Here is a 12,133-nt window from a genome sequence, read left to right on the forward strand (position 1 = left end):
TGCAGCAACGCAGCGGCTGCAGGCCGATCGCGATGGGCTAGTTCCCCTGCATCAGCCTGCCGGGGCGCGGGTGGCCGACAGGACAGGGGCGCAAGAAACAAGGCACCGGGTCGCCCCGGTGCCCTACGCTGGTCTAGCGATTCCAGAACACGTGCACCTGCTCGAAGCCGGTTTCCAGGGCGAACAGTTCGCCACCAATCTCCATGGGGGGCCGGCATCCAGTGATGATTTGGATCTACTCGGCGAGGTGAAATGCCGAGGCCATTCGTTCCTGTTCTTTCGCGCTGATGCGCAGCTTTTTGGCCGCAGGCCGCCAGAGCAGCCGGACCTTCGCGCGAAAGTCTTCAATGATCTCCAGGGCTTCCTGCGGCTTGAGTCGGAAGTAACCGGCAACAGAACGGGCCAGGTCCAGGTCGAGAGCGTTGTCGGACTCCGAGACATTAAGCTTCAGCCCATCGGAGTAGGGCACTGGATTCATATCGTAGGCGGCGGAGAGCTGCCATCCCTTGCCCGGGACGAGGATAAAACCATGGTTGCGCAAGTGGTCATCCGTGTTGCTGACCAGCATGTTGAAAACGATGCGCTTCCATAGCTCCTGAAGATCAGCCTCTGGAGTGGCTCCGTGTCGTATCAGCACTTCGGCGATTTCCAGGTAGCTGGCGCCGGTTGAATGGTCATCGCCATCCACATGTTCCGTCATGGTCATGGCGGAGGCGAAGTGCAATCTCTTGCCTGCGGCTGTGCGGTCGAAGCGCTTGACCATGAAGCAGTGATGGTCGCTCGCATATTTCCCCGCGGTGGCTTCCGCCACGCGCAAGCCGCAGGCGTTGGCCAGGATATTGACCACCATTTCCCAGGCGCCGACATCGTGTTCGTCGTTGTTGCTGGGGAACTTGGCGATCCACAAGGCGTTGTCCGGATCTACCACGCTGGCTTTGGGTCGGGCGCCACCCAGTGAGCCGCCCGGGGCTATCAGCATCTTCAACCAGTCTCGGCCGTCACTCATGTCCTCGCCCTGTTCGAAGCGCCTGGAGGCCTCTTCAAGCTCGCGCATATTGGTCATGGGCGGTGCCGCCAGGTCGTGATGGTCATCCAGGAACGGGCCATTCACATCCGTCTTGAAGCGTATGGCTCCTGCGCGGAAGCTATCGTGGACACCCAGCAGGTAGTCGGACTCGAACAGCTTCGAGCCTTCTACGGCAACGCCAACTCGTACATCCCGTTCATGTCTACGCCGCATCAGCAGACGCCCCCAGCAGTCAGGCGAAGCGTCGGCGAAGATACCGAAGTTGGCGGCGCCCTGGGCGGAGAACTGGCGCCCTGCGAATGGCTGGAGCCGCGGATCAAGCAGCGCTTGTTGCGCCAGGCCAGCCAATGCCGCGTCGGCGAATTCGAACTCGAACCGCTCGGTACCGCGTGTGCGCTGGCAATGCAGGGTTCCCAGGCTCTGCGGGCCATCGAGCCCCACCCAATCGGCGAAGACCAGGATCTGGCTAGCCATTGAGCTCCTCCATCAACTGGGCTGCCAGGTCGGCGCCGGTAACGACTTTCTTCCGGACTGATTTGGCTTTGGAGGGGGCTTGCTCAATGGTCTTGGAACGTGTCGTCGCAGGACGCTGGGGCTCACTGACTGCTGACTCGATCAGCTCTCCCGCAGCCGGTTTTGAGGCGCTTCGTTGAGATGTGGGCTGGCTTGGCGGGGCCGGCTTGTTTTTGCTGGCATTCTTCCTCGACGGTGATAGGGCTGCATCCTGCAGGTGGCGCCCAAGCTCATCATTCAGAGCTACTTGAGCAATGTCTTTCTCCAGTCCCAGGACTTGCAGCACCGCCATGTAGGCGCCGAGGGTCACGCCTGCGCTGCCTTGCTCAAGAGACCTGAGGGTCGGCAAAGACATGCCGGCCCGCTCGGCCATCTGCTTGGCCGTGATCTTGCGACGCTTGCGCGCGAGCATCAGACGCTCGCCAAGCTCTGCGAGCAGTCGATCAGACACGGGTAGCAATGGGGCGGTGCGCTTTGCCATTTTGAAAATATTCTTTCATAAATAGGTTGTATGTGAATGAATAATAGCACATGCTCTCTCGCTTCTCTCTAGCAGAAAGCTCGTTGGTAGAGCTATTGCTTAATTTTATGAAATTAAATGAAGAAATATTTTCACATTGTGGTGGGGTGGGTGCGTCTGAGCCAATAGCCAGAAGCTTCCGGAATGTTGCCTGGCATCACGCTTACTTCAGATCGATAGCTCCCGTATGCGCAACGTGTCGCGGTTTTTGATTCTGGCGACATGTTTTGTTTTCGTGTCGCTGGTGACGACATTAGGGGCGATTGTTTCCGGCTGAGCGCAGGGTGACTACCGCACCCGATCAGTCTCCCGGGGTGGGGCGCGCGGGTGGCCGACAGGACAGGGGCGCAAAAAACAAGGCACCGGGTCGCCCCGGTGCCCTCCGTTCACCCTATCGATTCCAGAACACGTGCACCTGCTCGAAGCCGGTTTCCAGGGTGAATACGTCGCCGCTGTACTCCATATCGCGGGCCATGGCCTGGTAGTCGATGTAGGGGGCCAGGTGCTGCGGAATGCTGGTGGTTTCCTCGGTCAGTTGCTGAGCGTAGTCGGCCAGCGAGGCATGGCAGCCGCAGTAGTCCTCCTCGGCGGCCTTGCGCGCCTGCTCCAGGTCGTTGAAATGGGCGAGCAGGGCCCCGCCAAACTCGGGGTACTCCTCAATGAAGCAGGCAATCTCGTGGGCGGCTTGCAGCCCCTCGTATTCACCGAGATGGTAGTCGCCGAAGCCCTCGAAGTCGTGGATGGCGTACTCTTCCGCATCTTCAGTCGGCGAGGCCGCCAGCATGGCGTCGACCTGCGCTAGGATGTCGTCGATGTCCAGGGTGGCATTGATCCAGACACCATGCAGATGACCGGCGTTGTAGGCGGCCAGGTCGGCAACGTAGATCCTGATTTCTTCGCTCATGGCTTTCGCTCCTTCGTCTTCAGGGTTCTGCGCTTGCGCTGCGCATGAACCCCTGCCGACTAGGGCGACTAAGGCGGTCGTGAAAAAATCAGGAAAAATCGCGGAGGCTCCACCCCGCGCAGCGGCCGAGTGGAAACCGTCTATTTTTCTTGATTTTGAGGGGGCAAGAACCCCTGCTCTGGAAGGGGAGAGCGTCACCACGGGTGGTGACAGCAACGTGTTTTGTCCGTTGGCAACTGGCCGGTTAACGACGCCCGAGGACTGGCAGGGGCGATGGCGATAGTCATCGACTGATGGCTCACGCTCGCGGCAGCCCCTCAACCAGATGCTGCCGACGAAAGCATCCAGACGTGGCATGCGGGGCTTAATTTCGCCCCCGGCTTGCCGATACACAAAAACAGGATTATCCGGATGGCCAGGAACCTAGATGTTCAATCTATTTCGTAAAAGATCTGCCTTGGATGTGATTGATGCTATCGAGCAGACGCAGGGAGTCATCGAGTTCGATCTTGACGGCAAAATAATTCGAGCCAACAAGAAGTTCCTGGACCTGTTGGGCTATGCGCTCGACGAAGTTCGCGGCCGCCATCACAGCATCTTTGCCATCCCTGATTACGCCCAGAGCCCGGCATACCGCTCCTTCTGGCAGGATCTGCGGGCAGGCAGGCCTCAGACTGGAGAGTTCAAGCGGCTCAGCAAAAGCGGGGAGCCTGTTTGGATTCAGGCGACTTACACCCCGATTATTCGTGGCGGCAGGGTCCAGCGGATCATCAAGTTTGCCACTGACGTTACCGCCCAGGTGATCGAGAGCGCACGCATCCGCGCGCAGATGGAGGCCATCAATCGTTCACAGGCGGTCATCGAGTTCAGCCCTGACGGCACGATTCTCGAAGCCAACGAAAACTTCCTCAATCTGATGGGCTATTCCCTGTCAGAGATTCGCGGCAAGAGGCACGAGATTTTCGTCCGAGAGTCCGAGCGCACATCCAGATCTTACGCCGACTTCTGGAACAAGCTGCGCGCCGGCAACTTCGAGACAGCCGAGTACGAGAGGGTCACCAAGAGTGGCCGCTCTGTCTGGATTCATGCCACCTATAACCCCATTTGCAGCTCCGATGGCGAGGTTGTGCGAGTCATTAAGTTCGCGAATGACATCACCGCCGAGGTGCTTCGCAATCAGGAGTTCAAGCTGCTCTCCCTGGTCGCCAACGAGACAGACAACTCCATCGTCATCACCAACAGGGATGGCTTCATCCAGTATGTGAACCAGGGCTTTACCAAGCTCACCGGCTACAGTCTGGATGAAGCGGTCGGGAAGAAACCGGGCAACTTCCTGCAGGGGCCGGCCACTGACATGGAGACCGTTGCGCAGATCAGGGACGGCCTGCGTAACAACCGCCCCATTTACAACGAGATCCTGAACTACGGGAAAACGGGCGAGCACTACTGGATTTCGCTGGCGATCAATCCCATCTTCAACGCTGCAGGTGAGGTCGAGCAGTTCATCTCAATCCAGGCCAATATCACCCAAACCAAGGAGCTGTCCCTTGAGTCGGAAAAGCGGTTTGAAGCTATCAGCGTCACCAATGCCGTAGCTGAATGGGAAATTGATGGCTTGATGTACTCGGCCAACGATTACCTGGTCCAGCACCTTGGTTTCCAGCAGGCATCGGAGCTGCTGCACCTCAAGCTCAACCTTCGCGATATTCTGGGCGGCGAAGTCTTTTCGAGACTGCTCAAGGGCGAACAATACGCTGGCGGTTATACGATCCCAGGCAAGGATGGGCGCACCATCCAATTCAGCGGGGCCGTCTGCCCAATCACCGATTCAATTGGCAGGATTCAGCGCCTGGTCAGCTACGGCATCGACGAGCAGGCCAAGCATGATGCCTCGCTGGTCACGGATCGCGAGATGCGCCTTGTCCAGGAGTCGAGCACCCAGATCGCCAACATCATCGCAACGATCAACTCGATCACCCAGAAAACCAACCTCCTGGCCTTGAATGCCGCCATTGAGGCGGCCAGGGCCGGCGAGTCCGGACGCGGCTTTGCCGTGGTCGCTGATGAGGTTCGTAAGCTCGCCCAACAGTCCGCCGATTCAGCAACAGAGATCACTCAGTTGGTCACCGAAAGCACCGAACGAATCGACCGCTTGAGCGCATCCCTGAATGCCCTGCTGTCCTCATCGTAGATGCCAGGCAATTGCGCCTATGTGCCCATTGCCTCATCTGGCTTCTGATTTAGCCGCTGTCACCTACTGATTTGGTAGCCATTCGATGGATGCACCTGGCCGTTCTCGGCATGTTCTAGGGCGCCGGCATTATGGGGCCTTACCAAAATTTGACGGCAAGTGACGGTTAGCGCGAGCCGGCAGGCCGGCTCGCGAACATCCGCTTTAAGTCTCCAAAGAAAGGGGTTTAGCCGACTGGCCGCAGCATCTGTGAGAGCGTATGCGCTGGTGAATACGACTCAGGAAACCGACCTCGAAAGCACGCCTCTCCATCGCGCAGGGCAGAAGATCACGTTCCGCGATCATGATTGCCCAGAGCCAGCCGCTACGAGCGTTGTCGAGCCAGGTCTGGGCCAGCCCTACGCCTTGATTGAATGCCTGCCGACAATCTGCGGCCCAAATGATCTCCATGCCAGGATGGCCATCGTGTGGCGGAAGGCAAGTCATGACGCCCTCGCTCATCGGGCACCTCCCCGCGCTTCAGACAGCGCACGACGGAACAGCACAACCATCTCGTCGAGCAGATCCAGAGCGGAGTATGCAGCGATCCTCGCGCGCAGATCCTGCGGCTGAAGTCCCTCAGGTTCAGCCATTTGATCCAGCAGATTACCGAGCATGATTGCGCGCAGTTCAGCGGCAGCTTCGGAGGGTAGGGGAGAGCGTTCGGATTCATGCAGCGGGCTTCGCTGCAAGGGAAAAGGTACAACGCAGGTTTTGAACTCAGCCATGGCACACCTCCGGAACAGAGGTGAACAAGACAGGAATCCCAAGGCGGAGCTCTCGGGTAAAAAGGAGGTAGCGCATTTTCCTTATGCTCCTCGGTTTGATTAAGGAGCCGCCACCAACCGTTCTGACGCAGTAGGGTGGCGAACCGTACGGGGGTCAGAATCCGGTAACCGAGGAAACCGGCCAGGCAAAAGCCTGCCCCGCACGGTTCACCATAGAAAAGCGACTACAAGGCACTGACATGCCATCGCTGGGCTATGACGCAACCGCACCCTCGATTGTTCGGGTTCTGACGCCCGGCCGTGGGATTGACCACGACGGGCGCACTCTAGCCCGATGGTTTCAGGATGGCAACCTACTGTGGCGTAGTTGGTTGAGAGGTGGGCTAGTTAATCTCGTGGCTGGTGGGGTAAACCAGTTTATGGAGCCGCAGTTCGAGTTGGACGAGGATCACGCCAACTATGCGGCGGGATTACAGTCAGGCATGCGTATTAGTCTGGTGTGCACGGGGTGTGGTGATATGGCGAAAACGCCCATGTCCAAGGACTGCGTGCCAGCAAACTGACCGGGCTACTAAATAACACGGAGCATGGCTTTACCCATGCTCCGTCAGTGGATAAGGTGACGGGCATCGCATAATGGCAGTTTGCTGTATCCCAGGGATGGCTATCTATAAGCGCTGCTGCCACAGCCTTATCGCACAAGTCACTTTCTGAATCCTTGCAGCCCTGTTACCGCCAACATTTGATTTGGGACGGTCAACGGGGATTGACCAGGCCGATCATGAACAGCCCGAAGGCGATCACGATCAGACCGCCGATCAGGTTGGTTTCCTGCCGGTAGGCGATCAGTAACTGGCCAATGGCCGTCGCGCTGGCCCCGAGTGTGACGAACACCGTCGCGAAGCCTAGGACGAAGCTCAGGCTCAGACCGATCACAGCGAGGCGCTCCTGGCGCCCCTGCAGCACCTGCAACTCGTCGACCGAGCGGCCGGCCATGAAGGATAGGTAGCCCGGTACCAGGGGCAACACGCAAGGCGACAGGAACGAGATCATGCTCCCCGCGAAGGTACTCAGGATGCCAATGCCGCTCAAACTCATCACCGGCTAGTTCCCCTGCGTCGAGGCGATGACCTCCCGGAGATACTGCACGACCTCCGGACTGTCTCATTCGGCGGCACCTAGCTTGCGTCCGATCTCCCGCCCTTGGTGATCCAGCAGCAGCGTGGCCGGCAGGCCGAATGCACTGAAACTCTGAATGGCCAGCATCTGCCCATCGAGATAGATCTGGAGGTGCTGAATGCCGATCTCACGATAGAAGTCGCGTACCACGTCCAGTCAGCCTTGGTCGAGAGAGAGCTCCACCACCTGGAAGTCTGGGCCACCGAGCTGCGCCTGCAGCCGATCCCGGGTCGGCATTTCCTGCCGACAAGGCACGCACCAAGTGACCCAGAGGTTCAGTATCACTACTTTTTCCCGAAAGTCGGCCAGGCTTCTAGACTTCCCCTCGCCATCGAGGAAGCGGACTACTCCCACCGGCTTTGACTCAGGCCAGATGATTAGACCGGCACGGGTGCTCGTTTCAGAAGACTATTCGGCGCCCAGCGAAAGGGGCGATTCGACCAAGGGGAGTAACAGGCACAGCAGCAGCCAGAAAGAACCGCAACACGGCAAGCGCTCAGACCAGTCTGGGACCCAGTTCACGGGCTGGTGGATGGCGCAGTTCATGGCACACCTCGGGAGGCATTCGCATTGAACCACTGGCTTGGTTCTGGTTGGACACGTTACCAAGAACGGCTGCTACTGGGACTATAGCAGTGCCTACCTGCCGCTCGTACGACCCCTTGCCGTCCCTCGTCGGCTACAGCTCGTGATCCGCCATCGCGATGACACCGCCCAAGTCAGCCAGGCAAACCCATCCACGGGGCTGCGGATAGAACAGGTTAACCACGCGCTTGAGCTTGGCCGGGCGGACAGCTTCGGGGGCAGAGCCAGCCTGGCCAGCCGCGAAGACGAAGGCACCAGTATCTGCCTTTGCTTCAAGATCGCAGAACCAGACAGCGCATCGCTACAGGGCGATCCAAACGAGGTGCAACGCCGCCAAGTGGCTGGGATAGAAGAAGTAGCCCCAACGGCGGACCGCCCAGATACGTGGGGCCCACGCCTGGCGGAATAGCCAGAGACCCAGTAGCGGTGTGGCGAAGGCCGTCAACAGAATCGCCACTGTCTCCAGGGACAGACTTGATTCGGCCAACCAACGATTGCGGGTGTTCGCCAGCACCGCCACTGTTGCCGGGAGCAGCCACCACCGGTGGTAGCGGCTGATCGCCACCAGTAATGCAGCGGGCAACAGCACACCGATGGCGCCGTACATCAGGCGCGAGTGGAGGACGCCCGCAATCAGCAAGGCTGCCACCGCCATCGACCCGCTCATGCGGTCACGGTGATGCATGCCCCAAGCCACCAGTAAGCCCAGCATCAGGGTCGGCATCACATTGAGGGTGCTGCTCATCGGGGAAAGCAGTCGGTACGGTAATTCCGACACCACCGCGAACGCCATGAGCCAACCGAGGTAGCGGAGGTTGCCATCGTTGTACAGATCGCCGGGCCGGCTGCGCGCGACGTTGGCGGCGATGCCCAGGCAGAACAACGGAAAGGCCATCCGCCCCACGACAAACAGCCACTCGGCGTCCGACCAGAGATAGCGCAGGTGGTCCATCAACATCGTCAGCATGGCTAGCCACTTGATGAGGTCCAGGCTGCTGCTGCGCGCCGGCTGCACACTCAGGTGTTGAAGCACGGCCGCCATGACTCAGCCGAGCTGGGCGCTCAGCCCCATCCAGCCATGGACACCCACGTAGATGCCCACGCCGACGATCAGCAGGCTGGATAGATAGGGCGCACGCCGCGCTACGGTGCCCAGCCAGGGCCAGCGGTTGGAGGCCTGCCGAGCGCCAATGGCCGCCGCAGCGCCCACGCTAACCAATGTTAGCGCCAAGCCGATGCTGAAGCACAACACCAGCACTGCACCCAGGGCGACCTCCTTCACCTGTAGGCAGAGTAGCAATACGGTAATGGCGGCCGGGCAAGGGATCAGGCCACCGGTGAGGCCAAACAGGATGATCTGGCCCGTGGTGACGTTGCGATTGGTAAAGCGTTTGCGGATGTCATTGGCATGAGCGCGCTCGTGGGCGTCCTGATAACCGTCCAGCGACAACTCCAGCCCCTCCAGCTCGGCATGGGCGTGATCGTGCCCGTGCTCATGGAAGTCCAGATCGTAGTCGTGGGAGTGATTGCCATGCCCCAGGCTGAGCCGCACGCTGAACTCGTGCGGTTCCGGAATCGCATCTACGGACTCTAGGTAACCACCCTGATCTACGAAAGCAAAGCGCCGCATCCGGCCATCGGCACAGGTGGTCTGCAAGACCGCTTCACCGGCCTGCCAGGTATGGCCGCTCAGCACCTTCAGTCGCCAGCGCGGCGGTACGCCGTCCTCGAAGATGGACAGTTCGACCCGGCCGTGTCCCGTGTCGATTCGGCGGGTCTCGTCATCCTGGTGGTGATGGTCGTGGTCATGCTCGAAGCGCCACATTTGCTCGCCGCGCCAGGTGCGCCAAAGCATCCACAGCGCAATGCTGACGATGATCGCGGCGGACGCTAGCTGGAAGTAAGGCTCGGTGGTCTCGGCATCCAGGTTCTGGCCCAGGTACATGCCACCAACAGCCACCAGCCAGACCACGGCAGTGTGGGAGAGGGTCGCGGCTAACCCCAGCAGGATGGCCTGTTTCACGGTGCCACGGATGGCGACGATGAAAGCCGCCATCATGGTTTTCGAGTGTCCCGGCTCCAGGCCGTGCAAGGCGCCCAAAAGGATCGCGCTGGGGAAGTAGAGCCAGGCTTGAGCCGTGCCCTGTTGCAGCAGTTCGGAGAAGCCGGACATGGTGATTTAGAGGTACTTGGTGATCTGTTTGAATTCTTCCAGCGGAGCGCGCTCGCCGCTGGTGAGGGCACCCACGGTGTGTTCCAGGCAGTGGTCGATGTGATCCTGGATCAGGGTGCGCTTGGCCTGGCACACGGCTTTCTCTACCGCATGCAGTTGCTGGGCGATATCCACACAAGCGCGCCCGTCCTCGATCATGGTGACGATGCTGCGCAGGTGGCCTTCGGCCCGCTTCAACCTTTTGACGATTTCGCTATGACTTTGGTGCTGGTGACCGTGTTCGTGCTTGCTCATCGCAAAGCCCCGTGCAACGATATGGATCGCCGCATCCTATCCCCCCGGGGGGGATATGGTCAAACCCATGCTCGCGTGCTTTTTTGCGCAGGTAGATCGGAATGTTCAGTCGCGCCGTCACAACCAAGGTGGTATTCGCACTGCTCCTGGCCATGTTCCTGGCCTGGGTAGGGCACGCCTCTGCGCTGCTGGCACCGGTCAACCCCCAGGCCTTCGATGCCAACCATGGACATTCGCACGATGAGCCCGATGCAGCTGCCTACCGGGTTGCTGCGGATCATCTCCACGCCCCCCTCACCGCCGATCATCTGCACGAAACGGCGCACTTGAACGCGCTGGTGGCCGTACCGGCACAGCCGGAGCGCAGCACGCCGGCTGCGTCACCTCATCTCACGATTCCCATTGCCCCCGTATTCCTGATCGAACGGCCGCCGCGCGCCCGGTACGTGCTCTGACACCAGCCGCCCAGCGGCTCCAGACCACTGCAATCCAGGAATCATCCATGTATTCGATTTTCCCGAGTCACGTCGGCGCCCTCGTTGCGCGCCTGCGTCGACCGCTCTACCTACCGTTGCTCGCCATCGCCCTGTTGTTGGCGGTCGTGCCCGACGCACTCGCCCACGGCGTCCCCGAAGGCGACAAGGGTTTCATCCAGGAAAGTACCGGCGTTCTGCTGATGCCCTTCATCTACATGGGCGCCAAGCACATGATCACCGGCTACGACCACCTGCTGTTCCTCTTCGGCGTCATCTTCTTCCTCTACCGCCTCAAGGATGTCGGGCTGTACGTCACGCTGTTCGCGGTCGGTCACTCGATCACGCTGCTGTTCGGCGTCCTGAGCAACGTCAGCATCAGCTCGTATGTCATCGACGCGGTCATCGGCTTTTCGGTGGTCTACAAGGCCCTCGACAACCTCGGCGCCTTCCAGCGCTGGTTCGGTTTCCAGCCAGACACCCGTGCCGCCACGCTGATCTTCGGTCTGCTGCATGGCTTTGGCCTGGCGACCAAGATTCAGGAGTTTGAGATTTCCTCGGACGGCCTGATCCCGAACCTGATTGCTTTCAACGTCGGCGTCGAAATCGGCCAACTCCTGGCCCTCGGCACCATCCTCATTCTGATGGGCTACTGGCGACGCACCGCCAGCTTCTGGCGCCATGCCTACACCGCTAACGTCGCCATGATGAGCGCCGGTTTCTTGCTCATGGGCTACCAGCTCACCGGCCTCTTCGTTTCCCAGTAAGGACTCCTCACCATGTTTAACACTAAGCTTCCGACCCTCAACGAACTGCCTTCCTCGGCCCAACTGCTGCGCTCGACAGTGATTGCACTGATCGCTGCCGGCGTGTTGCTGGTTACCGTCGTGATGCCCTCGGAATATGCCATCGACCCGACAGGAGTCGGTCGGGTACTCGGCCTGACCCAGATGGGCGAGATCAAGCTGCAACTAGCAGAGGAAGCTGTCGCCGACGAAGCTGCAGCCCAGAATGGGGCTACCGCCCCAGCTGTGGCTGCAGCGAGCACCGCCCCCACAGCAACTCCTGCGCCGGCCTCTGTCCAGCCCGCTCTGATTCCGGTTCACGCTGCCCCGGCCGATCAGGCCCAACCGGCTGCACCTCAGCCGAAGGTCACTGGCCAGCAGCATGAGATGAGCATCACCCTGATGCCGAATCAGGGCGCCGAGATCAAGCTGGAGATGAAGCAAGGCGCGAAGGTGAACTACCGGTGGATTGCCAATGGTGGGGTGGTGAACTACGACACCCACGGCGACCCCTACGACGCACCACGCGACTTCTATCACGGCTATGGCAAAGGTCGCGCCACCCCGGAGAACTCCGGCGTGCTGGAGGCCGCCTTCGATGGTAAGCACGGCTGGTTCTGGCGCAACCGCACCAACAAGCCGGTGACCGTGATCCTGCGCACCCAGGGTGACTACATAGACATCAAGCGTGTGATCTAAAGAACAGAACCGGCCGCGTAAAG

The 12,133-nt window shown here is 60.0% G+C and carries 15 protein-coding genes; 4 read left to right on the forward strand and 11 right to left on the reverse strand.

The window, feature by feature from the left end:
- Nucleotides 1–235 precede the first annotated feature (235 nt).
- From KF707C_RS11040 to KF707C_RS11050, 3 genes are all read right to left on the reverse strand, one after another.
- Entirely contained in the window at nt 236–1,501 is a 1,266-nt protein-coding gene (locus KF707C_RS11040) for a type II toxin-antitoxin system HipA family toxin (protein WP_003449643.1), read from the reverse strand.
- Nucleotides 1,494–2,021, reverse strand: a complete 528-nt coding sequence (locus KF707C_RS11045; RefSeq protein WP_036991886.1) for a helix-turn-helix domain-containing protein — start codon at nt 2,019–2,021, stop codon at nt 1,494–1,496. The genes KF707C_RS11040 and KF707C_RS11045 overlap by 8 nt, the downstream gene beginning before the upstream one ends.
- 430 nt (nt 2,022–2,451) lie before the next feature.
- Nucleotides 2,452–2,964: an antirestriction protein ArdA gene (locus tag KF707C_RS11050; RefSeq protein ID WP_003449640.1), complete on the reverse strand. Its 513-nt coding sequence runs from the start codon at nt 2,962–2,964 to the stop codon at nt 2,452–2,454.
- Nucleotides 2,965–3,391: 427 nt separating this feature from the next.
- Here KF707C_RS11050 and KF707C_RS11055 point away from each other — a divergent pair, with 427 nt between their 5' ends.
- On the forward strand, nt 3,392–5,155 hold the full coding sequence (locus tag KF707C_RS11055; RefSeq protein ID WP_036991885.1) for a PAS domain-containing methyl-accepting chemotaxis protein: 1,764 nt from the start codon (nt 3,392–3,394) through the stop codon (nt 5,153–5,155).
- A 204-nt stretch (nt 5,156–5,359) separates the two neighbouring features.
- Here the strand turns inward: KF707C_RS11055 and KF707C_RS11060 are convergent, their stop codons facing one another.
- From KF707C_RS11060 to KF707C_RS11100, 8 genes are all read right to left on the reverse strand, one after another.
- A complete protein-coding gene (locus tag KF707C_RS11060; RefSeq protein WP_036991882.1) occupies nt 5,360–5,656 on the reverse strand; it encodes a LasR-specific antiactivator QslA in 297 nt (98 codons plus the stop codon).
- Nucleotides 5,653–5,922, reverse strand: a complete 270-nt coding sequence (locus KF707C_RS11065; RefSeq protein ID WP_036991880.1) for a hypothetical protein — start codon at nt 5,920–5,922, stop codon at nt 5,653–5,655. Before KF707C_RS11065 ends, KF707C_RS11060 begins: the two co-directional genes overlap by 4 nt.
- A 756-nt stretch (nt 5,923–6,678) precedes the next feature.
- A complete protein-coding gene (locus tag KF707C_RS11075) occupies nt 6,679–7,020 on the reverse strand; it encodes a cytochrome c biogenesis protein CcdA (RefSeq protein ID WP_100244181.1) in 342 nt (113 codons plus the stop codon).
- A 66-nt stretch (nt 7,021–7,086) separates the two neighbouring features.
- A complete protein-coding gene (locus KF707C_RS11080; RefSeq protein ID WP_003449632.1) occupies nt 7,087–7,251 on the reverse strand; it encodes a TlpA family protein disulfide reductase in 165 nt (54 codons plus the stop codon).
- A gap of 6 nt (nt 7,252–7,257) precedes the next feature.
- A complete protein-coding gene (locus tag KF707C_RS30145; protein WP_003449629.1) occupies nt 7,258–7,455 on the reverse strand; it encodes a TlpA disulfide reductase family protein in 198 nt (65 codons plus the stop codon).
- A gap of 532 nt (nt 7,456–7,987) precedes the next feature.
- Nucleotides 7,988–8,728, reverse strand: a complete 741-nt coding sequence (locus KF707C_RS11090) for a TraX family protein (RefSeq protein ID WP_051050698.1) — start codon at nt 8,726–8,728, stop codon at nt 7,988–7,990.
- 3 nt (nt 8,729–8,731) lie between these two features.
- On the reverse strand, nt 8,732–9,859 hold the full coding sequence (locus KF707C_RS11095) for a nickel/cobalt efflux protein RcnA (protein WP_003449622.1): 1,128 nt from the start codon (nt 9,857–9,859) through the stop codon (nt 8,732–8,734).
- 6 nt (nt 9,860–9,865) lie between these two features.
- Entirely contained in the window at nt 9,866–10,153 is a 288-nt protein-coding gene (locus KF707C_RS11100; protein ID WP_036991877.1) for a metal-sensing transcriptional repressor, read from the reverse strand.
- A 101-nt stretch (nt 10,154–10,254) separates the two neighbouring features.
- On the opposite strand from KF707C_RS11100, the gene KF707C_RS11105 reads away from it, so the two are divergent.
- From KF707C_RS11105 to KF707C_RS11115, 3 genes are read left to right on the forward strand one after another with little or no spacing between them, the layout of a single operon-like run.
- Nucleotides 10,255–10,608, forward strand: a complete 354-nt coding sequence (locus KF707C_RS11105; RefSeq protein WP_003449617.1) for a hypothetical protein — start codon at nt 10,255–10,257, stop codon at nt 10,606–10,608.
- 47 nt (nt 10,609–10,655) lie between these two features.
- On the forward strand, nt 10,656–11,393 hold the full coding sequence (locus tag KF707C_RS11110; protein ID WP_003449614.1) for a HupE/UreJ family protein: 738 nt from the start codon (nt 10,656–10,658) through the stop codon (nt 11,391–11,393).
- 12 nt (nt 11,394–11,405) lie between these two features.
- Entirely contained in the window at nt 11,406–12,110 is a 705-nt protein-coding gene (locus KF707C_RS11115; protein ID WP_036991875.1) for a hypothetical protein, read from the forward strand.
- The last annotated feature ends 23 nt before the right edge of the window (nt 12,111–12,133 follow it).

Origin of the sequence: Pseudomonas furukawaii (assembly GCF_002355475.1) — a bacterium.
GTDB lineage: Bacteria > Pseudomonadota > Gammaproteobacteria > Pseudomonadales > Pseudomonadaceae > Metapseudomonas > Metapseudomonas furukawaii.

Coding starts and splice junctions, on each gene's coding strand:
- KF707C_RS11050 (WP_003449640.1), bottom strand. CDS start 2,964: ATGAGCGAAGAAATCAGGATCTACGTTGCCGACCTGGCCGCCTACAAC.
- KF707C_RS11045 (WP_036991886.1), bottom strand. CDS start 2,021: ATGGCAAAGCGCACCGCCCCATTGCTACCCGTGTCTGATCGACTGCTC.
- KF707C_RS11040 (WP_003449643.1), bottom strand. CDS start 1,501: ATGGCTAGCCAGATCCTGGTCTTCGCCGATTGGGTGGGGCTCGATGGC.
- KF707C_RS11100 (WP_036991877.1), bottom strand. CDS start 10,153: ATGAGCAAGCACGAACACGGTCACCAGCACCAAAGTCATAGCGAAATC.
- KF707C_RS11060 (WP_036991882.1), bottom strand. CDS start 5,656: ATGAGCGAGGGCGTCATGACTTGCCTTCCGCCACACGATGGCCATCCT.
- KF707C_RS11110 (WP_003449614.1), top strand. CDS start 10,656: ATGTATTCGATTTTCCCGAGTCACGTCGGCGCCCTCGTTGCGCGCCTG.
- KF707C_RS11115 (WP_036991875.1), top strand. CDS start 11,406: ATGTTTAACACTAAGCTTCCGACCCTCAACGAACTGCCTTCCTCGGCC.
- KF707C_RS11105 (WP_003449617.1), top strand. CDS start 10,255: ATGTTCAGTCGCGCCGTCACAACCAAGGTGGTATTCGCACTGCTCCTG.
- KF707C_RS11090 (WP_051050698.1), bottom strand. CDS start 8,728: ATGGCGGCCGTGCTTCAACACCTGAGTGTGCAGCCGGCGCGCAGCAGC.
- KF707C_RS11055 (WP_036991885.1), top strand. CDS start 3,392: ATGTTCAATCTATTTCGTAAAAGATCTGCCTTGGATGTGATTGATGCT.
- KF707C_RS11095 (WP_003449622.1), bottom strand. CDS start 9,859: ATGTCCGGCTTCTCCGAACTGCTGCAACAGGGCACGGCTCAAGCCTGG.
- KF707C_RS11075 (WP_100244181.1), bottom strand. CDS start 7,020: ATGAGTTTGAGCGGCATTGGCATCCTGAGTACCTTCGCGGGGAGCATG.
- KF707C_RS11065 (WP_036991880.1), bottom strand. CDS start 5,922: ATGGCTGAGTTCAAAACCTGCGTTGTACCTTTTCCCTTGCAGCGAAGC.